Raw genomic sequence first — 20,878 nt, 5'->3', positions numbered from 1 at the left:
GGGCGCCGTAGTACAGACGAAGCGGCTTACAGACCGAGCTCGACCTCGAACTCGCCCGCCTCCAGGATCGCCTTGACGGCCGTCAGGTAACGGGCCGCGTCGGCGCCGTCCACCAGGCGGTGGTCGTAGGACAGGGTCAGGTACGTCATGTCGCGGACGCCGATGACCGTGCCCTCCTCCGTCTCGATGACGGCGGGGCGCTTGACCGTGGCGCCGATGCCGAGGATCGCGACCTGGCCCGGCGGCACGATGATCGTGTCGAAGAGCGCACCGCGCGAACCGGTGTTGGAGATGGTGAAGGTCGCGCCCGACAGCTCGTCCGGCGTGATCTTGCTGGCCCGGACCTTGCCCGCCAGGTCGGCGGTGGCCTTGGCGATACCGGCGAGGTTGAGGTCACCGGCGTGCTTGATGACCGGGGTCATCAGGCCCTTCTCGGAGTCCACCGCGATACCGATGTTCTCGGTGTCGAAGTAGGTGATGGTCCCCTCGGCCTCGTTGATCTTGGCGTTGATCGGCGCGTGGGCCTTCAGCGCCTGGGCCGCGGCCTTGACGAAGAACGGCATCGGGGAGAGCTTGACGCCCTCGCGAGCCGCGAACGCGTCCTTGGCCCGGGCGCGCAGCTTCATCAGGCGGGTGACGTCGACCTCGACGACCGAGGACAGCTGCGCCTGCTCGTGCAGCGCCTTGACCATGTTGTCGCCGATGACCTTGCGGATGCGCGGCATCTTGACGGTCTGGCCACGGAGGGGGGAGACCTCCAGCGCCGGGGCCTTCTTCGCGGCGGCCGGAGCAGCCGCGGCGGGGGCCGGGGCAGCGGCGGCGGCCTTCGCGGCCTCGGCGGCGGCGATGACGTCCTGCTTGCGGATACGACCGCCGACGCCGGTGCCCTTGACGACGGCCAGGTCGACGCCGTTCTCGGCGGCGAGCTTGCGCACCAGCGGGGTGACGTAGGCGCCCTCGTCGGTCGGCTGGGCGGCAGCGGGCGCCGGAGCGGCCGGAGCCGGGGTGACCGGAGCCGGAGCGGCCGGCGCGGGGGCCGGGGCGGCGGCGACCGGGGCGGGCGCCGGAGCCGGGGCAGCCGGAGCGGCCGGAGCCGGGGCCGGGGGAGCCGCGGGGGCGGCCGGAGCCGGAGCGGGGGCGGCCGGAGCCGGAGCCGCGGCGGCGGGCGCCGGGGCAGCCGCCGGAGCCGCACCCGCGGCGCCGATGACGGCCAGCTTGGCGCCGACCTCGGCCGTCTCGTCCTCGCCGACCACGATCTCCAGCAGCGTGCCGGAGGCGGGGGCGGGGATCTCGGTGTCGACCTTGTCGGTCGAGACCTCGAGCAGCGGCTCGTCGGCCTCGACGCTGTCGCCGACCGACTTCAGCCAGCGAGTGACGGTGCCCTCGGTGACGGACTCGCCGAGCGCGGGCAGGACGACGTCCGTGCCCTCGGCGGAGCCGGCGCCGGCGGCGGCCTCGGCGGTGGGAGCCGGGGCCGGAGCGGCCTGCTCGGTGGACGGGGCAGCGGCCTGCGGGGCGGGCTCGGGAGCCGCGGCGGGCTCGGCGGCCGGGGCCGGGGCGGCAGCGGGCGCGCCCGTGCCGTCGTCGATGACGGCCAGCTCGGCGCCGACCTCAACGGTCTCGTCCTCGGCGACCTTGATGGAAGCCAGGACACCAGCGGCAGGGGAGGGGATCTCGGTGTCGACCTTGTCGGTCGACACCTCGAGCAGCGGCTCGTCGGCCTCGACGCGCTCGCCCTCGGCCTTCAGCCAGCGGGTGACAGTGCCCTCGGTGACGCTCTCGCCGAGCGCCGGAAGGGTTACGGAAACCGCCATGGTTTCGGTTGCTCCTAACGGATTGCGGAAGTCTGTGTCGTCGCGTTCTTCGACCGAGGGTCAGTCGTGCGAGTGAAGCGGCTTGCCCGCCAGGGCCAGGTGGGCCTCGCCCATCGCCTCGTTCTGCGTCGGGTGGGCGTGGATGAGCTGGGCGACCTCGGCCGGCAGCGCTTCCCAGTTGTAGATCAGCTGGGCCTCGCCGACCTGCTCGCCCATGCGGTCGCCGACCATGTGGACGCCGACCACCGCACCGTCCTTCACCTGGACGAGCTTGATCTCGCCCGCGGTGTTGAGGATCTTGCTCTTTCCGTTGCCCGCCAGGTTGTACTTCAGAGCGACGACCTTGTCCGCGCCGTAGATCTCCTTGGCCTTGGCCTCGGTGATACCGACGGAGGCGACCTCCGGGTGGCAGTAGGTCACCCGCGGGACACCGTCGTAGTCGATCGGAACGGTCTTGAGACCGGCCAGACGCTCCGCCACCAGGATGCCCTCGGCGAAGCCGACGTGCGCGAGCTGGAGGGTCGGGACGAGGTCACCGACGGCGGAGACGGTCGGAACGTTGGTGCGCATGTACTCGTCGACGAGGACGTAGCCGCGGTCCATCGCGACGCCCTGCTCCTCGTAGCCGAGACCGGCGGAGACGGGGCCACGGCCCACCGCCACCAGCAGGATCTCGGCCTCGAACTCCTTGCCGTCGACGAGGGTGACCTTGACACCGTCCTGGGTGTACTCGGCCTTCTGGAAGAAGGTGCCCAGGTTGAACTTGATGCCGCGCTTGCGGAACGCGCGCTCAAGAAGCTTGGAGGAGTTCTCGTCCTCGACCGGGACGAGGTGCTTGAGACCCTCGATGACGGTGACGTCCGTACCGAAGGACTTCCAGGCGGAGGCGAACTCGACGCCGATGACACCGCCGCCGAGGACGATCGCCGACTTCGGCACACGGTCCAGGACGAGAGCGTGGTCGGAGGAGATGATGCGGTTGCCGTCGATCTCCAGGCCCGGCAGCGACTTCGGCACGGAGCCGGTCGCGAGCAGGACGTGGCGGCCCTGGACACGCTGGCCGTTGACGTCGACGGAGGTCGGGGAGGACAGTCGGCCCTCACCCTCGATGTACGTCACCTTCCGGGAGGCGATGAGCCCCTGGAGCCCCTTGTACAGGCCGGCGATGACACCGTCCTTGTACTTGTGGACGGCCGGGACGTCGATGCCCTCGAAGGTGGCCTTCACACCGAACTGCTCGCTCTCGCGGGCCTGGTCGGCGATCTCGCCCGCGTGCAGCAGGGCCTTGGTGGGAATGCAACCCCGGTGCAGGCAGGTGCCGCCGACCTTGTCCTTCTCGATCAGGGCGACGTCCAGGCCCAGCTGCGCCCCGCGCAGGGCCGCGGCGTAACCACCGCTACCACCGCCGAGGATCACTAGGTCGAAAACGGTGCTGGCGTCGTTCGCCACGTCACGTCCTCCATGCATGTGCGCCACGCCGGTCTCCAGTGACCGGTCGGCGGCTGGTGTCCGGCCGCTCTTTGCTTTCGGCCCTTCGGTGGGGGCCCTGTCCTGCCGAGCCCCATCTTCGCACTTGTGGGAGGGGAACGAGACGCGGGGCCGACGTGTGAGACACCACACGCTCAAAGGGAAGGGGAGGGTGACACAGGGAAGGGGCGCGGGGAACAGCCCCCACGCCCCTGCATCCGCCGTACGACGGACGAACCCGAGCTCTTAGGCGATCATCAGCCCAAGTCGCCCGCGGCGGTCAGCTCGGCCAACCGCACCAGCGTCCGCACACCAGACCCCGTACCGCCCTTCGGCGTGTACCCGAAGGGCCCCTGCTCGTTGAAGGCAGGACCCGCGATGTCGATGTGCGCCCAGGTGATCCCCTCGCCCACGAACTCCCGCAGGAAGAGCCCCGCGACAAGCCCGCCACCCATCCGCTCACCCATGTTCGCGATGTCGGCGGTGGGAGAGTCCATCCCCTTGCGCAGATGCTCCGGCAGCGGCATCGGCCACGACGGCTCGCCGACCTCCTCCGCAGCCTCCACCACCGCGGAGCGGAACGCGTCGTCGTTGGCCATGACCCCGAACGTCCGGTTCCCCAGCGCCAGCACCATCGCGCCGGTCAGCGTCGCCACGTCCACGATGGCGTCCGGCTTCTCCTCCGACGCCGCCCACAGGGCATCCGCCAGCACCAGCCGTCCCTCGGCGTCGGTGTTGAGCACCTCGACGGTCTTGCCGCTGTACATCCGCAGCACATCACCCGGCCGAGTGGCGGAGCCGGAGGGCATGTTCTCGGCCAGCGCCAGCCAGCCGGTGACGTTGACCTCAAGACCCAGCCGCGCCGCGGCGACGACGGCCGCGAACACCGCGGCCGCACCGCTCATGTCGCACTTCATCGTCTCGTTGTGGCCCGCCGGCTTCAGTGAGATGCCGCCCGAGTCGTAGGTGATGCCCTTGCCGACGAACGCGAGGTGCTTCTTCGCCTTCGAGTGCGTGTACGACAGCTTCACCAGCCGCGGCCCCGCCGCGGACCCGGCGCCGACGCCGAGGATGCCGCCGTACCCGCCCTTGGCCAGGGCCTTCTCGTCGAGCACCTGCACCTTGATGCCGTGCTCCTTGGCCGCCACCTGGGCGACCGCGGCGAACGACTCCGGGTTGAGGTCGTTCGGCGGGGTGTTGATCAGGTCACGGGCGCGGTTGAGCTCCTCGATGACGGCGGTGGCCCGCTCGACCGCGGCCTTGAACGCCTTGTCCCGCGGCTTCCCGCCGAGCAGGGCGACCTCGCCCAGCGGGCCCTTGCCGTTGCCCTTGGCGTCCTTGCCGTTGTCCTTGTAGGCGTCGAAGGAGTACGCGCCGAGCAGCGCGCCCTCCGCGACGGCACCGGCGTCCGCGGCGTCCGCGAGGGGAAGAGCGAAGGCGGCCTTCTTCGAGCCGGCGAGCGCACGCGCTGCCGCACCCGCGGCCTTGCGCAGCGCCTCCGCGCTGTACTCGGCGTCCTTCTCGGGCTCCGCGCCGAGGCCGACGGCCACCACGAGGGGCGCCTTGAAGCCGGCCGGCGCCGGGAGCTTGGTCACCTCGCCCTCGCCGCCGGAGGCACCGAGGGTCTCCAGGACGCCGGCGAGCCGGCCGTCGTAGGCCTTGTCCAGGGCTTCGGCGCCCGGGGCGACCACGGGGCCCTTGGCGCCCTTGGCGACACCGATCACGATCGCGTCGGCCCGCAGGCCGGGCGCCGCGGCGGTGCTGAGAGTGAGAGCAGTCACGGTGGTGAAATCTCGCTTCCGATGTGAAGTTGCAGTGGCCGAAAGGTGTGGGTCGACCGGGCCCGACGGCCGACCCTATTTCCGACAAGAGGGCGCGGACTCAGCGGGGCCTTCCCCGGTGCGGCTGACACTCGGGACGAGCCTACGCGCGTGTGTCCCGTTCGCTCATTCCTACGGGCGTTCACCTGTCGGTGGCGTCGTAGCCACTTCCCAACTCTCACTCCCCGTGACCTGAGACACACTCATCGCGTTCCGGTGAGTCGTCGGCTCGCCGCTTCGCATGATTTCCATGGATCCTCCTCCGATTTACCACAGGAGGATCTTGTGGGGGGAGGACAACACATGGCGCACCGCGCGCACAGATGGAGAAACACCGCAGCCGCCCTGACGGCAGCGGGAGTGTTGACGCTGGGGCTGGGGGTCCCCGGCGCTTCGGCGGCCGTGGAGCCGCGCATCGATCTCAGGGTCCTGGTGGTGGACGACGGCGGCAGTGCCGTCGGGGCCGTCGCGGCCCAATTGCGCAGCACCGGCATCCCGTACACCACCGTCGACCTGAACGATTCGGCACGCCCGGCCGTGACCGCGGCGTTCCTGAGCGACACGGTGAACGGCCGGCCGCGAGCGAAGTTCCAGGGCGTGGTCCTGCCGAACGAGGCCCCGTTCGGCACCGGCTCCACCGAACAGACCGCCCTGGAGACCTACGAGCGCACCTACGGCATCCCGCAGGTCGACGCCTACACCTGGGCGCACCCCGGCGTCGGCCTCGACTACACCACCGAGGGCGGCTGGTCCGGCAGCCTCGACGGACGCCAGGCCGCCGTCACAGCCGCCGGGAAGTCGACGTACTTCGGCTATCTCGACGGCGCCTTCACCTTCGAGGACAACGCCCCCTCGATCCAGGAGAGTTACGGCTACGTCGCCCGCCCCCGCGCCGGCTTCACCAGCTATGTCGACGTCCCCGTCCCCGAGGGCACCGGCCGCGGCAGTCTGATCGGGGAGTACGCCCACGACGGGCGCCGCGAGCTGGTCGTGACCTTTGCCTACAACCAGCATCAGCAGCAGTTCCGGGTCCTCGCCCGGGGCATCGTCGAGTGGCTGACCCAGGGCGTGCACCTGGGCCAGGACCGCAACTACTTCGCGGTGCACGTGGACGACGTCTTCGCCCCCGACGCCCGCTGGGACACCGAGCGCAACTGCACCCCCGGCGACCTGGACTGCGTCGGTGGCGGTGAGGAGACCAACCCCATCCGGATGACGGCCGAGGACGCCGCCTACGCCGCCCAGTGGCAGCGCGCCCAGGGCTTCACCATGGACATGGTCTACAACGCGGGTTCCGGTGAGGAGTGGAAGACCGAGCACGGCGGCACCGACGCGCTCACCGCCCGGCTGCTCGCGGACAAGGCGCAGTACCGCTGGATCAACCACACCTACACCCATCCCTTCCTCGGCTGTGTCCAGGACACCTCGACCGTGCCGTGGAGCTGCGCGAAGAACGCGGACGGTTCGACGAAGTACCTGAGCCGCGCCGAGATCGCCGCTCAGATCCGCGACAACCACAACTGGGCCGTGTCCAAGGGCCTCCCGATCGACCGCACCGAACTGGTCACCGGCGAGCACTCGGGCCTGAAGACGCTGCCGCAGCAGCCGGACGACAACCCGAACCTGGCCGGCGCCCTCGCCGACAACGGCGTCAAATGGGTCGCCTCGGACAACTCCCGCGAGCCCGAACAGCGCGCGGTGGGTGCCGCCCTGACCGTGCCCCGGCACCCGATGAACGTGTACTACAACACCGGCACCGAGGCCGAGATGGCCGACGAGTACAACTGGATCTACACCTCCGCGGAGGACGGCGGCAGCGGCGTCTGTACGACCAACCCCGCCTCCACCTGCCTGGACGCGCCCCTGGACCCGGCCACCGGCTACGACCAGTACATCGTCCCGCAGGAGGCCCGTATCGCCCTCGGGCACGTCGTCAACAACGACCCCCGCCCGCACTACGCCCACCAGTCCAACCTCGCCGAGGACCGGATCCTCTACCCGGTCATGGAGAAGGTCCTGGCCGACTACCGGGCCCTGTTCGCCGACAACACCCCGGTGGAGAACCTCTCCCAGAAGACCATCGGCACCGAACTCCAGCGCCGCACGGCCTGGCGTACGGCGGTGGCGAACGGCAGAGTCACGGCGTACCGCATCGGCACGACCGTGACGGTGAGCGCCCCGTCCGGAACCCAGATCCCCGTGACGGCACCGGAGGGCACCAGGAAGCAACTGCTGCTCGGGACCACCGCGTTCGGCACGCCGTACGCGGGCGAGCGCTCGGCCTGGGCCACACCGGCGGCGCTCCAGTCCGCACTCACGCTGAAACTCCCGTAAGGGGAACGCCCTCAGGGGCGCGGGGAACTGCGCGACCAGCCACAACGAGACCGCACCCGGCCTCCGGCAGCAGTTCCCCGCACATCATCCGCAAAAACAGGGGGGAAGCCGCGCAGCGATGCGTACCGGCCGTCACGTCACCATGCTCACCGAAGGCACCTACCCACACGTCCACGGCGGCGTCAGCACCTGGTGCGACCAGCTCGTCAAGGGCATGCCGGAGGTCGACTTCCACATCGTCTCGCTCACCGGCACCGGCCGCGAACCGGTGACCTGGGAGCTGCCGTCCAACGTCCGCCGGCATGTCACCGTGCCGACCTGGGGCCCGAGACCGGGGCGCGGGCGGATCGGATACGGCCGTACCCGCCGCCGTTTCCTCGACTCCTACGAGCGGTTCCTGCTCTCCTTCCTGGACCCCGAGGCCGGCTGCGACTTCGGCGAGGCCCTGTACGAGCTGGCCCAACTCGCCCGGGACGGGCGGCTGTCGGCCGCGCTGCGCAGCGAGTCCGCGCTGCGGTCGCTGATGTGGATCTGGACGATGCCGCATCTGCCGACGGCCGCCGCCGGGCCCACCGTGCACGACGCGCTCACCGCGACCGACCTGCTGGAACACGCCCTGCGTCCGCTGGGCGTGCGGATCCCGGAGGACTCGGTGGCGCACGCGGTGAGCAGCGGCCTGGCCACGCTGCCCGCGCTCGCCGCCCGCAAGCTGGACGGCGTGCCGTTCCTCCTCACTGAACACGGCATCTATCTGCGCGAGCGCTACCTGGGCTACCGCAGCGCCGAACAGCGCTGGCCCGTGAAGGCGTTTATGCTCGGCTTCTACCGTGAACTGAATTCACACGGTTATCGGGCGGCCGACCTGATCACACCGTGTAACCAGTACAACCGCCGATGGGAGGAGCGCGGCGGCGCCGACGCCGACAAGATCCGCACGGTTTACAACGGCGTGGACCCGCACGCCTTCCCGCACGCGGGACCCGAACCCGACATCCCCACCCTCACCTGGTGCGGCCGGGTCGACCCGATCAAGGACCTCGAAACCCTCCTCCGCGCCTACGCCATGGTCCGCGCCGAACTCCCCGAGACCCGCCTGCGGTTGTTCGGTCCGGTCCCGCCCGGCGGCGAGGCGTACAAGACGAAACTGGAGAAGCTCGCCGCCGAACTCGGCGTCACCGACGGCCTCAGCTTCGAGGGCCGTATCAGCGAGGTCTGGCGCGCCTATGCCGCCGGACACGTGGTCATGCTGTCGTCGATCTCCGAGGGCTTCCCGTTCTCCCTCATCGAGGCCATGTCCTGCGGCCGTACGACGGTCTCGACGGACGTCGGCGGAGTGCGCGAGGCGGTCGGCGACACCGGCCTGGTCGTCCCGCCGCGCGAGCCGGAGAAGATGGCCGCGGCCGCGCTCACGCTGTTGAAGGACGACGAACGGCGCCTTCGGCTGGGCGAGTTGTCCCGCCAGCGCGTCATCGACCGGTTCACGCTGCGCCGCTCCGTGGACGCCTTCCGGACGATCTACCAGGAGCTCGCGGGTCTGCCCGAGGTGTACGAGCCGACGGTCGAGACCGTCGCCGACTGGACTCTCGAACTGCGTGACCCCTGGTACGAGAAGGTCGCGACGGACGGGACCGACTGGTGAGCGGAAGCCTGTGGATGCCCCCGGGCGCCCGCCCCGACGCCCTGCCCGCGATCCCCCGACAGCGCACACCCAGCTGGGCGCAGCCCGACCCGCTCGACGAACTGGCCGAGCGGCTCGACGAATTCGTAGCGGCGGCCGTCCATCCCGACGAGATAGCCGCGCTGTTGGAGTCGGACGGCCTCTCGGACGACCAGATACGTGAGCGCTACGGCGTCAAGAACTCCTTCGCGCTGGCGGAGGAGCTGTACGAGCGCGTGGCGCGCCGCTACCCCGAGCCGGCCGGCCCCGCCCACGACCCTTGGCAAGTAGGCCTGCTGGGCTGCCTCCTGCGCGGGGTCGTCTTCGCCCTGCCCGGCTTCGGCTACGTCCTGGGCGCACCCCTGCTCGCGGGCCCCGAGGGCGACTTCGGCCTCCCTGCAGGCACGGTTCCGCTGCTGGCGGGCGCCCTGTTCGGCTGGACCTGGAACCAGGGGCTCGCGCATCGGGCGTACTCCTGGCTGGGATTGGGCGACCGCTCCGCCGCCCGCCGCTCCCTGCTGCTGGGCGGGCCGGTGGGTGCGCTGCTCGGCGCCCTCGTGGCCCTCGCCGTCGCCGGTACGGCGGCCCCGGCGGCGGTCGTCTTCGCGGCAGGGCAGTCCTGCTACCTGGGCGCGGCCACGGCCCTGTTGGTGATGGGCCGCGAACGTGCCCTACTGGCAGCGCTGTTGCCGATGACGGCGGGAGCGGCACTGGCGCTGGTCCAGCCGGTCCCGGACGCCGCGAGACTCGTACTGCTGCTGGGGTCATTGATCGCGGTGGCGGCGCTGGCGCTGCGGGAAGTGGCGCCTGCGGGGGAGGGAAGCCGGCTCGCGGCCTTCACCGCACTGCTGCCCTTCGGAGCCCTCGACACGCGCGAGGCTTCGACGCCTGCCGACAGCCGCCCCTCGGCCTCCGGCGCACCGGAAGGCGGAACCTATCGGGGCCTCTCCGCCCCCGGCCTCACCGGCTCCCTCCCGTACGCCCTGTTCGGGCTGGGCAGCGGGGTTCTCGTCGTGTACGCGGCCCTCGGTGACGTACTGGCGGGCGAGGGCGGGGCAGCCGTGGCCGCGCCCGCCGCCGTGGCGCTCACCCTCAGCATGGGCCCCGCCGAGTGGCTGCTGTACCGCTTCCGCAGCGGCAGTCTCGCGGGTCTGCGTGCCAGCAGTACCCCGAGGGCGTTCCGGCGGAGGACGGCGCGCACGGTCGTCGTATGCCTCGCCGCCTATCTGGCCGCGCTGCTCGCCCTCGACCTTGCCACCGCCGCCCTGTGGCCGCACGCCCCCGGCCTCACCGGCATCCGACTGGCCGCTCTGCTTCTGCTCGGCGTGGTGATGTGGACGGGCCTGCTGCTGCAGTCGTTCGGCGCGGTGATCGGCGCCGCCCTGATCTGCGTCCTGGCCGCCCTCGCCCAGACGATTGCCCTGGTCAGCCACATCGGCGACCCGCACACGGTGGGCGTGGCGGTGTACGGCGTGGCGGCCGCGGCCCAGTGCGCCCTGGTGTGCGCTCTGCTGGGAAGGGCAACCGCCCACAGATGAGCACCCTGTTGGTCCCGTACTACGAGCACCCCGCCGTCCGCCCGGCCGAGTGGAACGCGATCGTCGCCGCCGCGCCCCGCCTGTACGGCGTGATCCTCAACCCGTCCAGCGGCCCCGGCGACCGCCCCGACCCGGCCTTCGCCGAACTCGCCGCCCGGCTGCGGTCGGTGGACGTCCGGGTCCTTGCCTACACGGACACGGCATACGGCCACCGACCGCACGCCGACGTGGTCCGCGACCTCACCCGCCACCGCGACTGGTACGGCACGGACGGCGTGTTCCTTGACCAAGTGGCCTCGGGGCAGCCGGAGTTCGCGTACTACCGTCAACTGGCGTCGGCAACCCGCGGCCCGCTCGTCCTCAACCACGGCACCCCGCCCCACCCCTCCTACGCACGCATCGCCGACGTGCTGGTCACCTTCGAGGGAACCTGGTCGACGTACCGCGAACTGCCCCCGCAGCCGGTCACTTACGGCGCCGGGGTACGCGTATGCCATCTGCTGTACGGCGTCCCGGCCGGCGTCGATGCGGAGCAGCTGGCGCGGGCGCGCGGGGCCACGGTGCACTGTGCGGTGCCCGGAGTGGGAGATCATCCGTGGGGTACGTTGCCGCACGCCTTGGAGCCCGCCCGGTGAGACGCCCCGTAGTCCTGGCCGCCCTGTTCACCCTGCTGCTCGCGGGCTGCACGACCGCCTCCGACGGCAAGTCGCCAGGGCCGCGCTGGCAGCCCCGCCCCGGCACGGACTGGCAGTGGCAGCTCAGCGGCCGTCTGGACACATCCGTGCAGGTGCCGGTCTACGACATCGACGGCTTCGACCACTCGGAGAAGACGGTCGAGGGCCTGCACCGGGACGGCCGCAAGGTGATCTGCTATCTCTCCACCGGCGCCTGGGAGGACTTCCGCCCGGACGCGGAGAAGTTCCCCGACGCGGTGCTGGGCCGCGGCAACGGCTGGGAGGGCGAGCGCTGGCTCGACATCCGCCGCACGGACGTACTGGAACCGCTGATGGCGGCCCGCCTCGACATGTGCCGGGACAAGGGCTTCGACGCGGTCGAACCGGACAACATGGATGGCTACCGCAACCGCACCGGCTTCCCGCTCACCGCCCGTGACCAGCTGCGCTACAACCGCCTGATCGCGAAACTCGCCCACGACCGCGGCCTCGCCGTCGGCCTGAAGAACGACCTGGACCAGATCCCGGAACTGGTGGACGACTTCGACTTCGCGGTGAACGAGCAGTGCGCGCAGTACAGGGAGTGCGGCGCGCTGAAGCCGTTCATCGACGCGGACAAGGCGGTCTTCCACGTGGAGTACGAACTCCCGACCAGCCGCTTCTGCCCGGACTCCCGCAGCCTGGGACTGAGCTCGCTGCTGAAGAAGTACGAGCTGGGGGTGTGGCGCGAGGCTTGTTAGAGCCCGAGCGTCAGCACGACGAGCGCCGTGGTCGCGGCCGTCTCCGCGACCCCGCCGAAGACATCACCGGTGACTCCGCCGAAGCGGCGGACACAGCGGCGCAGGAGGAGTTCGGCGACGGCGAGGGCGGCGAGGACGGCGAGGGCTGTGCGTACGACGTCGTCGGCGCCGAAGAGCGCTCCGGCGGCGCCCGCGGTCAGCGCGACGACGCCGGTCACGGCCACCGCCGACCGCACCGGCACCACCCCGGCGACGGCCGCGCCGAGCCCCTCGGGACGGGCGGCGGGCACCCCGGCACGGGCGGCGAGGGTGAGCGCAAGGCGGGCGGCGACCGCCGAGACGAGGGCGGCGAGGGCACCCCGGGCCCAGGAGTCGTCGTACAGGTGCGCGAGGGCGGCGACCTGGGCGAGGAGCACGAAAAGGAGGGTGATCACGCCGAAGGGCCCGATGTCCGACTGCTTCATGATCCGCAGCGCGTCCTCGGCGGGCTTGCCGCTGCCGAGCCCGTCAGCGGTGTCGGCGAGCCCGTCGAGATGCAGACCACGGGTGAGCAGGGCGGGGACGGCGGCGGTGGCGACGGCGGCGAGCAGCGTCCCGGTCCCCAGGAACAGCAGCAGAAGTCCGAGGGCCGCGGCGCACCCCCCGACGACCACCCCCACCAGGGGAGCGCCGAGCATGCCCCCGCGCGCGGCATCCCGATCCCACCGCTCCACCTTGACGGGGAGAACGGTGAGGGTGCCGAAGGCGAAACGGAGACCGTGCGCGGAAGGGGCTATGAACACGCCGGAAGGCTACGCGAGACCCCGCCGGGCGTAACCCCAGGGGCAGGTGAGCCCAGGTCAGGTCAGACTGGGGCACATGGGGCACTGGCTGGAACGCAACATCATCGAACCGGGCAAACTCCCGCTTCTCCTCGCCCTCGCGGCCTTCGTCATCACGTTCGCCGTCACCCGGCTCATCACCCGTCTCATCCGCGCGGGCAAGGGCCCCTTCGGCAATATCAGCGCGGGCGGCGTGCACATCCACCACGTCGTCCCCGGCGTCGTCCTCACCGTCATCGGCGGCTTCGGCGCGGTCGCGAGCAGCCGGCACGGCTTCGGGGCCGCCGTGTGCGCCGTGGTCTTCGGCGTCGGCGCCGGTCTGCTCCTGGACGAGTTCGCGCTGATCGTGCACCTCGACGACGTCTACTGGACCGAGGCGGGCCGCCGGAGCGTCGAGGTCGTCGTCCTCACCGCCGCGTTCGTCGGCCTGGTCCTCTCCGGCTTCTCGCCCTTCGGCGTCAACGACCTCAGCGACGAGGAGCTCCAGAATCGCGGCAGCGTCATCTGGACCGTCGCGACGAGCTTCTTGTTCTCCCTCATCGCCCTGGCCAAGGGCAAGGCCCGCATCGCGGTCTTCGGCGTGATCATCCCCTCGTCGCCCTGGTCGGCGCCGTCCGCCTGGCCCGCCCCACCTCCCCCTGGTCCCGACGCTTCTACGGCCGCCGGCCGCGCGCCCGCGCCAGGTCCACGCTGCGCGCCTACCGCCACGACCGGCGCTGGGCGGGCCCCAGCCGCAAGCTCCAGGACCTGATCGGCGGCAAGCCCGACCCCGAGCCCGACCGGGCCCTGGACCGCAACTGACGCAGCGGCACCCCGCAAGCGCGGCGAGCGACACCCACCCCTACCTCAGCTCCGGCCGACCTACTCCTGCGACGTACCCTCGCCGTCCTCGACCTTCTCGTCAGCCGGCGCCTTCTCCGGCAGCTCCGCCGCCAGCGCCGCCGCGGCCTGCACCATCGGCAGGGCCAGCAGCGCCCCCGCCCCTTCCCCGACCTTCACGCCCTGCGTGAGCAGCGGCTCCAGGGCCATGCGGTCCAGGGCCTTCGCCTGTCCCGGCTCCCCGCTGTCGTGCGCCGCCAGCCACCAGTCCGGCGCCCGGAACGCCACCCGCTGCCCCACCAGCGCACACGCGGCCACCACGACCCCGTCCAGGATCACCGGCATCTTCCGTACCGCGCTCTGGAGCAGGAAACCCGTGATCGCGGCGAGATCGGCCCCGCCGACCGTCGCCAGCAACTGCAACTGGTCCCCGAGCACCGGCCGAGCCCGGCGCAGCGCATCCCGGATCGCCGCGCACTTGCGCATCCAGGCCAGGTCGTCGATGGCGAGCCCGCCACGCCCGGTCACCACGGAGGCATCGGTGCCGCACAGCGCGGCGACCAGCACGCCGGCCGCCGTCGTGCCACCCACGCTCACATCGCCGAGTACGACCAGATCCGTACCGGAATCGGCCTCCTCGTCGGCGATCGCCACGCCGACGCGAAAAGCGGCCTCCGCTTCCTCCAGCGTCATCGCGTCCTCGATGTCGATGCGCCCGCTGCCGCGCCGCACCCGATGGCGTACGACGTCCTCGGGCAGCGTCTCGGGGTCGCAGTCAAGGCCCATGTCCACGATCCGCACCGGAACACCCAGCCGCCGCGCGAGCACCGACACCGGCCGGCCGCCCTCCAGGACGTCCCGCACCAACTGCCCGGCGCTGCCCGCCGGTCGCGCCGAGACACCCAGCTCGGCGATCCCGTGGTCACCGGCGAACAGAACCACCCGCGGCCGTTCGACCGGCCGCACCGGCACGGCGCCCTGCGCCGCCGCCAGCCACTCACCCAGGTCGTCGAGGCGGCCCAGCGACCCGGGCGGCACGATCTGACGCTCCCGGCGCGCCTCCGCGTCGCGGCGCACCCCGCCGTCGGGGCGCTCGATCAGATCGGTGAAGTCGTCGAGATTAAGCGAGCTCATTCGCCGAACAGTACCGGCACCGGTCGAACGGAATGCGGCCACATCGCCACCATGTCGTTGCACCCAAGATCGCGATCCCATACGTTCCGTTTTGCAGCGGAATGTCGTATGTATCTCGCGCCCGGGAGCCGCCCATGTCCGCAAGCCGTGCCGCCCACCTCGCCGAACTCGCCCTTGGGATGGACCCATTCCACGAACCGCGCCGCGACGACTGCCCCTGGTGCGGCTCGAAGAGCCTGCGCACCCGCCTCACCGCCGCCAGATTCAGGCTCGACGAATGCCACGACTGCGCCCACGCCTTCCAGAACCCCTGCCTCGCGCCTCCCCGCGAAGGCGAGTTCAGCCACCGGCGCCTGCTCGCCACCGCCCGCGCGATGCTGCGCTTCGGCGAGCCGGAGAGCTGGCTGGACATCGGCACCGGCGACGCCGCATTCCCCGCGGCGGCGAAGGAGGTCTTCCCGTACACGTCCTTCGACGGCGTGGACCCCACCGCCCGCGTGGAACGGGCCCGAGCGGAAGAGCATGTGGAGGAGGCGTACGCGGGCGACCTGACCAACCCCCACCTGGCGGCCCACCTGCGCGCCCGCTACGACGTGGTCAGCCTCCTGCACCGCCTGGCGCACACGCCGAACCCCCGGGAACACCTGCAAGCGGCCCTGACGGCCCTACGCCCGGGCGGCCACGTCCTCGTCGAACTCCCCGACCCCCAAAGCGCCTTCGCCAAACTCCTCGGCCGCTGGTGGTACCCCCACACCCAACCCCGGCACCTCATCCCCCAGGAGAACATCCGCACGGAACTGGAGTCCCAGGGCTGCGAGGTCATCACCGCCACCCGCAGACCCTTGTCGAACACGTACGCGGTCATCGCCCGTAAACAACCGGCGTAGCCTCACCCCCGAAGCGTCACCGCCTGCCCCGCCACCACCAGCAGCACGTGCTCGCACTCACCCGCGAACGCCGCGTTCAGCCGCCCCAGTTCATCCCGGTACCGCCGCCCCGAAGCCGTGGCCGGCACAATCCCGGACCCCACCTCGTTCGACACGGCCACCATGGTCCGCCGAGTCGACCGCACCGCCTGCGTCAGCTCCCGCATCCGTTCCCGGAGCGCCCGTTCCCCGCCGTCCGCCCACACCGCGTCGTCCCACGCCCCGACGGAGTCCATCGCGTCCGTCAGCCACAGCGACAGACAGTCGATCAGCAACGGCGGCCCGTCCTCCGCCAGCAGCGGCACCAGGTCGCACGTCTCCGTCGTACGCCAGGACCCCGGCCGCCGCTCCCGGTGCGCCGCCACCCGGGCCGCCCACTCGGTGTCCCCACCGCGCAGCCCGCCGGTGGCGACGTACAGCACATCCGGGAACGCCTCCAACCGCCGCTCCGCCTCCACGGACTTCCCGGACCGCGCCCCGCCCAGCACCAACGTCCGCCGCGGCACGTCCGGCACCTCCTCGTACGCCCCCACCACCAACGTCGTCCCGTCCGGCACCGCCCGCGCCCCCAAGGAGGCGAGCCGCCGCCGCACCTCGCCCCCCGGCGGCACGTCATGGTCCAGATGTACGGCGATGACATCCGTCGTGGGCCGGATCGCCCCCACCGCCCGCAACCGCGCGAGCGCGTCCGGCCGCCCCATGACATCGGCGACGACCATGTCGTACGTCCCGATGTCCCCGTCCTCGATCCCGGCGGGCGCGCTCCCGGGCGGCAAATACAGCAACCGCTGCCCACCGGGCCCGGTCACCGCGTACCCCGTACCCCCCGCGTCCATCGCCATGGCCCGCACCCGATGCCCCGTCAGCAACGCCAACTCCCGACCGTCCGGGACTCGCCCAGGCGCAGGCAGCCCGGCAGGCACCTCGACGGCGGGCCCATCATGCGGATGGGACAACAGCACCTGCCGCACCCCTGCCAGCGACCGCCCGGCCCGAGCGGCGGCAAACGCCACACCGGGCGTCAGATCCAACAGCAGCGACCCGTCCACGAGCAGCGCGGTAGCGGCCCGCGAGTCCGCCCCAAGGGCGCCGGCACAGGCCGCGCAGGGACATTCGGGACGGGGGAGGCCCGCGGGGGCACCGGTGCCGAGCAATGTCAGTTCCACGGAGTTGATTTTCGCCTGTCTGCGCAGCTCTTGCGCATCCGACTAGGCTGCGGGCGGGAGCCCGACCAAGATCCGGGTTCCGCTCTGCATGTGCTCACACCTGGGAGGCGTACATGGCGGCATGGACTTGGCGGTTCGAGAAGGCCGACGGAACGGAGGCCGCCCCCGCGGTTGAGCCCGAGGAGTTCACCACGCAGGGCGACGCCGAGTCCTGGCTAGGCGAGGTCTGGAAGGACCTCCTCGCGGGCGGCGTGGACCAGGTACGCCTGTTCGAGGACACCACGGAGATCTACGGCCCGATGAGCATGCACGCCGAAGAGGCGTAGGACCGACAGGACAGGGGCGGCGGCCCATCGGCCGCCCCTTCGTCATTGCTCGCCCAGCGTCACATCCACCGTCTTCTCACTGCCGTCCCGCGTGTACGTCACCGTCGTCCGGTCACCGGGCTGCTGCGCCGCCAGTGCCTCGGAGAGGGACGTGATGGTCGTGATGTCCGTGTCACCCAACCTGGTGATGATGTCCCGGGGCCGGATCCCGGCCTTGTCCGCCGCCCCGCCCTCCTTGACCTCGACCACGGCGACCCCGGCGGCCTGATAGTCGTCGTCGACCACCGTCCGTGCGGTGATCCCGAGCGCCGCCCGCCCCGAGTCGGTCACCTTGCCGTCCTTGATGATCTGGTCGGCGACCGTCTTCACCATCGACGACGGGATCGCGAACCCGATCCCGGGAGCCGCACTGTCCCCGAGGCCGGGGTCGGTGGCGGCGAGGGTCGGGATGCCGATGACCTCGCCGTCCAGGTTCACCAGGGCGCCCCCGCTGTTCCCGGGATTGATCGCGGCCGAGGTCTGCACCATGTTGCCGATGGTCGCACCCGTACCGCCGTCGGACTGGCCCTCGGTGACGGTCCGTCCGGTCGCGGAGACGATGCCCTGGGTGACGCTGGAGAAGAGCCCCAGCGGTGAGCCCATCGCCAGGACGATCTGGCCGACCTCGATCTTCGAGGAGTCCCCGAACTCGGCCGGTTTCAGAGCGTCGGGGACCCGGTCCAACTTGATGACCGCGAGGTCCTGCTCGGGGTAGGAGTACACGAGCTTCGCGGAGAGCTCCTCCTCGCTGTTGGCGGTCGTCACGCGGAAGGTCTTCTCGTCCCCGACGACATGCGCGTTGGTGACGATGTGCCCTTGGTCGTCGTAGACCACCCCGGACCCCAGATCGTTGCTGGCCTGGATCTGCACGACCGACGGCAGAACGTCCTTGATCACCTTCAGGTAGTCGTCCTGGAGGTCATTGGCCGCTGCCGGAACCGCGGCCTGCGTCGTCGTGGCGTCCGCCTTCGCTCCCGAGCCGGACCCGGAGCACCCGGAGGCCAGGGCGAGGGAGCACACAAGCGCGGCCGGCCAGAGCAGCGTGCGGGTACGGGAAGCGTTCATGCCCCCGAGTCTCACTTCGCGGAGTTTGTCCGGCTTGCGGTGAACGCCCGAATGGGGCTCAGCCCCGCACCCCGCACAGATGCAGCAGCGCCGCGATACCGCGGTACGGATCCGTCCGCCCCGCCCGCTCCTCGGCCGCCAGCAGCATCCCCACGTCCGCCGGGATCTCCGCGTCGTCCGCCGCCGTGTCCGTGAAGACCCGTACGCCGTACCAGGCGTTCAGCGGGGCGCCGATGCCCGCGAGCGTCGCCGTCAAAGTGGTCAGGCGGTCCGCCCGTACGTCCAGGCCCAGGCGGTTGCGGTAGGCGGTGGTGTCGAAGGAGGACAGGGCCCCGGCCCAGTCACCGGACATGCCCGGACGCATCGCCAGCGCGTCGCCGTTGCGGACCAGCAGCGAGAGCAGTCCGCCCGGGGCGAGCATCCGCGCCAGACCCGCCAGCAGCGGGTCGGGCTCCTCGACGTACATGAGTACGCCATGACAGAGCACCACATCGAAGCTGCCCGGCAGGAAGTGCACACCGGTGTCCCGGCCGTCGCCCTCGATGATCCGCATCCGCTCGCGGATCCCGTCCGGCTCACACGCCAGCGACTGCCGCGCGGCGGCGATCATCTTCGCGTCCTGCTCCAGACCGGTCACCTGATGCCCGGCCCGCGCGAGGCGCAGCGCCTGGGTGCCCTGGCCCATACCGACGTCGAGAATCCTCAGACGCTGCCCGACCGGGTAGCGCCCGGCTATCTGCTCATCGAGCTGCCGGGCCACCAGCTCCTGCCGTACGACGTCCCGCAGTCCGCCCAGCTTGCTCAGCCAGGCATCCGCCGCGCCCCCGGAGAACGGCGTCGTGCTCAGGGCCGCTCCCCGCGCTTGACCTGCGGCTTGGGCAGCCGGAGCCGGCGCATCTGGAGGGAGCGCATCAGGGCGTAGGCGACGGCGCCACGCTTGTTCTCGTCCGGGTAGCGCTCGTTGAGCTGCTTCTTCATGCGGTAACCGGTGGCGATCGAGTCGAGCACGATCAGCACGATCACGATGAGCCACAGCAGCAGCGCGATGCTCTGCAGCGCGCCCACCCGGACCATGCTCAGCACGAGGATGATCACGGCCATCGGGAGGAAGAACTCCGCGACGTTGAAGCGCGAGTCGACGAAGTCGCGGGCGAAGCGGCGCACCGGGCCCTTGTCACGGGCGGGCAGATACCGCTCGTCGCCGCTGGCCAGCGCCTCGCGCTGGCGCGACAGCGCCTGGCGGCGCTCCTCGCGGGACCGCTTGGCGGCCTCCTTGCGCGTGGTCGGCGTATTGGCGACGCTGCGCCGCTGGGACTGGGCCTCACTGCGCTTGGGCGTGGGCCTGCCCTTCGGGGCCTGCGGGTCGCGGGGCTGATTGGAGTCGGTCAGGGACGCCTTGTCGGCGACCGATGCCTTCTCATCCTTGGCACGGCTACGGAACACAAAACCCAAGGGTACGGGGTACCCGCGCATGGACCCCAGTCCGGTGGGGAACGAATCGGCAACACCAGTCGTCATGTAGGGGACAGAGGGGACGTTGCATCCGTTTCCGGGAACCCCGGGGAACACCTACTCCCTACGCCGGAGCCGGAGCGTACGCAGTCGTCCTTGGGGATGAGCGCATCCGTCCCCGAACAGTGCGGTAATGGATGCAGGGCCCGTACTGTGGGTTCTGTCGCAGGAGCTGGAGCTGGAGTCCGTCAGAAGGGGGCGCGCGAAGCCCATGAGCGGTGTCATGAAGCGTATGGGGATGATCTTCCGCGCGAAGGCGAACAAGGCCCTTGACCGGGCCGAGGACCCGCGCGAGACCCTCGATTACTCGTACCAGAAGCAGCTGGAACTGCTCCAGAAAGTGCGCCGCGGAGTCGCGGACGTGGCCACCAGCCGCAAGCGCCTGGAGCTCCAGCTCAACCAGCTGCAGTCGCAGTCGTCCAAGCTGGAGGACCAGGGCCGCAAGGCGCTCGCGCTGGGCCGTGAGGACCTGGCCCGCGAGGCGCTGTCCCGGCGCGCCGCCCTCCAGCAGCAGGTGACCGACCTGGAGACGCAGCACGCCACGCTCCAGGGCGAGGAGGAGAAGCTCACCCTCGCGGCCCAGCGACTCCAGGCCAAGGTCGATGCCTTCCGTACGAAGAAGGAGACCATCAAGGCCACCTACACCGCGGCCCAGGCGCAGACCCGGATCGGCGAGGCCTTCTCCGGTATCTCCGAGGAGATGGGCGACGTCGGCCTGGCGATCCAGCGCGCCGAGGACAAGACCGCCCAGCTCCAGGCCCGGGCCGGCGCCATCGACGAACTGCTCGCCTCCGGTGCCCTGGACGACCAGTCCGGTATGCACAAGGACGACATCCAGGCCGAGCTGGACCGGCTCTCCGGTGGTACGGATGTAGAGCTGGAACTGCAGCGCATGAAGGCGGAGCTGGCGGGAGGCTCCTCCGGTGGCAAGCAGGCCATCGAGGGCGGCTCGGGCCAGACGCAGCCGGAGCAGAAGCAGGACACCCCGCGCTTCGACAAACAGTAGGGCCCACGCCTAGGAGGGCG

17 protein-coding genes and 1 pseudogene are annotated in these 20,878 nt (G+C 71.1%); 9 read left to right on the top strand and 9 right to left on the bottom strand.

What is annotated here, in order from left to right; translation table 11 throughout:
* Nucleotides 1-26: 26 nt before the first annotated feature.
* The 3 genes from sucB to OHT76_RS12250 all read right to left on the bottom strand — a co-directional run bounded on the left by sucB (nt 27) and on the right by OHT76_RS12250 (nt 5,062).
* Complete coding sequence (sucB, locus tag OHT76_RS12260; protein WP_328870821.1) at nt 27-1,814, bottom strand: 2-oxoglutarate dehydrogenase, E2 component, dihydrolipoamide succinyltransferase; 1,788 nt, start codon at nt 1,812-1,814, stop codon at nt 27-29.
* Nucleotides 1,815-1,874: 60 nt separating this feature from the next.
* Entirely contained in the window at nt 1,875-3,263 is a 1,389-nt protein-coding gene (lpdA, locus tag OHT76_RS12255; protein ID WP_328870820.1) for a dihydrolipoyl dehydrogenase, read from the bottom strand.
* A gap of 275 nt (nt 3,264-3,538) precedes the next feature.
* Nucleotides 3,539-5,062, bottom strand: coding sequence for a leucyl aminopeptidase (locus OHT76_RS12250; RefSeq protein ID WP_328870819.1), 1,524 nt, complete (start codon nt 5,060-5,062; stop codon nt 3,539-3,541).
* A gap of 342 nt (nt 5,063-5,404) precedes the next feature.
* Between OHT76_RS12250 and OHT76_RS12245 the strand changes: the two genes are divergently transcribed.
* From OHT76_RS12245 to OHT76_RS12225, 5 genes are all read left to right on the top strand, one after another.
* A complete protein-coding gene (locus OHT76_RS12245; RefSeq protein WP_328870818.1) occupies nt 5,405-7,435 on the top strand; it encodes a hypothetical protein in 2,031 nt (676 codons plus the stop codon).
* Nucleotides 7,436-7,553: 118 nt separating this feature from the next.
* Entirely contained in the window at nt 7,554-9,074 is a 1,521-nt protein-coding gene (gene pelF / locus OHT76_RS12240; protein WP_328870817.1) for a GT4 family glycosyltransferase PelF, read from the top strand.
* Complete coding sequence (locus OHT76_RS12235) at nt 9,071-10,630, top strand: hypothetical protein (protein WP_328870816.1); 1,560 nt, start codon at nt 9,071-9,073, stop codon at nt 10,628-10,630. The genes pelF and OHT76_RS12235 overlap by 4 nt, the downstream gene beginning before the upstream one ends.
* The gene (locus tag OHT76_RS12230) at nt 10,627-11,265 is read left to right on the top strand and encodes a spherulation-specific family 4 protein (RefSeq protein WP_328870815.1); all 639 of its coding nucleotides are present in this window, start codon (nt 10,627-10,629) and stop codon (nt 11,263-11,265) included. The genes OHT76_RS12235 and OHT76_RS12230 overlap by 4 nt, the downstream gene beginning before the upstream one ends.
* Nucleotides 11,262-12,044, top strand: a complete 783-nt coding sequence (locus OHT76_RS12225; protein WP_328870814.1) for an endo alpha-1,4 polygalactosaminidase — start codon at nt 11,262-11,264, stop codon at nt 12,042-12,044. Before OHT76_RS12230 ends, OHT76_RS12225 begins: the two co-directional genes overlap by 4 nt.
* Here the strand turns inward: OHT76_RS12225 and OHT76_RS12220 are convergent.
* Nucleotides 12,041-12,826, bottom strand: coding sequence for an adenosylcobinamide-GDP ribazoletransferase (locus OHT76_RS12220; protein WP_328870813.1), 786 nt, complete (start codon nt 12,824-12,826; stop codon nt 12,041-12,043). The two genes, OHT76_RS12225 and OHT76_RS12220, sit on opposite strands and share 4 nt — an antisense overlap.
* A 76-nt stretch (nt 12,827-12,902) precedes the next feature.
* Between OHT76_RS12220 and OHT76_RS12215 the strand changes: the two are divergent.
* Nucleotides 12,903-13,666 (top strand): annotated as a pseudogene (locus tag OHT76_RS12215) (hypothetical protein).
* Between the two features lie 60 nt (nt 13,667-13,726).
* On the opposite strand, the gene cobT reads toward OHT76_RS12215, so the two are convergent.
* Nucleotides 13,727-14,818 (bottom strand): nicotinate-nucleotide--dimethylbenzimidazole phosphoribosyltransferase, encoded by a 1,092-nt coding sequence (gene cobT / locus OHT76_RS12210; protein WP_328870812.1) that lies wholly within the window; start codon nt 14,816-14,818, stop codon nt 13,727-13,729.
* A 134-nt stretch (nt 14,819-14,952) separates the two neighbouring features.
* On the opposite strand from cobT, the gene OHT76_RS12205 reads away from it, so the two are divergent.
* Nucleotides 14,953-15,705 (top strand): class I SAM-dependent methyltransferase, encoded by a 753-nt coding sequence (locus OHT76_RS12205; protein ID WP_328870811.1) that lies wholly within the window; start codon nt 14,953-14,955, stop codon nt 15,703-15,705.
* 2 nt (nt 15,706-15,707) lie between these two features.
* Here OHT76_RS12205 and OHT76_RS12200 read toward each other — a convergent pair whose 3' ends face one another.
* A complete protein-coding gene (locus OHT76_RS12200; protein ID WP_328870810.1) occupies nt 15,708-16,910 on the bottom strand; it encodes a bifunctional adenosylcobinamide kinase/adenosylcobinamide-phosphate guanylyltransferase in 1,203 nt (400 codons plus the stop codon).
* 113 nt (nt 16,911-17,023) lie between these two features.
* On the opposite strand from OHT76_RS12200, the gene OHT76_RS12195 reads away from it, so the two are divergent.
* A complete protein-coding gene (locus OHT76_RS12195; protein WP_328870809.1) occupies nt 17,024-17,236 on the top strand; it encodes a hypothetical protein in 213 nt (70 codons plus the stop codon).
* A gap of 42 nt (nt 17,237-17,278) precedes the next feature.
* Here the strand turns inward: OHT76_RS12195 and OHT76_RS12190 are convergent, their stop codons facing one another.
* The 3 genes from OHT76_RS12190 to OHT76_RS12180 form a co-directional block, all read right to left on the bottom strand.
* Nucleotides 17,279-18,340, bottom strand: a complete 1,062-nt coding sequence (locus OHT76_RS12190) for a S1C family serine protease (RefSeq protein WP_328870808.1) — start codon at nt 18,338-18,340, stop codon at nt 17,279-17,281.
* A 58-nt stretch (nt 18,341-18,398) separates the two neighbouring features.
* The gene (locus tag OHT76_RS12185) at nt 18,399-19,100 is read right to left on the bottom strand and encodes a class I SAM-dependent methyltransferase (RefSeq protein ID WP_328870807.1); all 702 of its coding nucleotides are present in this window, start codon (nt 19,098-19,100) and stop codon (nt 18,399-18,401) included.
* Nucleotides 19,101-19,183: 83 nt separating this feature from the next.
* A complete protein-coding gene (locus OHT76_RS12180) occupies nt 19,184-19,858 on the bottom strand; it encodes a DUF3043 domain-containing protein (RefSeq protein WP_328870806.1) in 675 nt (224 codons plus the stop codon).
* A 217-nt stretch (nt 19,859-20,075) separates the two neighbouring features.
* Between OHT76_RS12180 and OHT76_RS12175 the strand changes: the two genes are divergently transcribed.
* Entirely contained in the window at nt 20,076-20,858 is a 783-nt protein-coding gene (locus tag OHT76_RS12175) for a PspA/IM30 family protein (protein WP_328870805.1), read from the top strand.
* Nucleotides 20,859-20,878 lie beyond the last annotated feature (20 nt).

This window comes from Streptomyces sp. NBC_00287, assembly GCF_036173105.1.
Classification (GTDB): Bacteria; Actinomycetota; Actinomycetes; order Streptomycetales; family Streptomycetaceae; genus Streptomyces.
This window is presented reverse-complemented; position numbering and strand designations above follow the sequence as displayed.